Origin of the sequence: Dietzia massiliensis (assembly GCF_018390595.1) — a bacterium.
Classification (GTDB): Bacteria; Actinomycetota; Actinomycetes; order Mycobacteriales; family Mycobacteriaceae; genus Dietzia; species Dietzia massiliensis.
Genome location: NZ_JAHBAV010000260.1, coordinates 1 through 401 on the forward strand (window position 1 = coordinate 1; position 401 = coordinate 401).

General features: G+C 62.6%; 1 protein-coding gene. It reads right to left on the minus strand.

The window, feature by feature from the left end; all coding sequences use genetic code 11:
- Positions 1-18 precede the first annotated feature (18 nt).
- Positions 19-401 (minus strand): ChbG/HpnK family deacetylase (locus KHA85_RS20515; RefSeq protein ID WP_213186708.1); only part of this gene is annotated, 383 nt, incomplete at its 5' end.

The window sequence follows — 401 nt, forward strand, 5'->3', positions numbered from 1 at the left end:
GCTGTAAACGGCGCGGAGCTACAGATCCAGGAAAGAGCCCAGCAGAAAACCGCGTTCGGCGATCGCCGCTTTCAGCGTCGGCGCGGTCAACACATCCAGCTCGACGAGGCGCGGGTGGCAGTATTTGCTCTGCAGGATCGTCGCGTCGAGGAACGCCGGGTGGCACATCATTTCCAATGACTCGGCGCCCTGCTCGTCGGCACGCGCCAACCGCTGCAGGAACAAGGCTTCGGAAATCGTTTCGCCGTAGAATCCCGCGTCAAACGCGTCGGTGCTGCAGGGCGTCTGCAACGCAATATCGCGCCGTTTCGCCTCTTCGCGATCGAGGCGCAGCGGCAGACCCTGCGCCTGCGCAAACGCCTCCACCAGCGGGTAAATCTGCGGCTGCATATGTACATGGT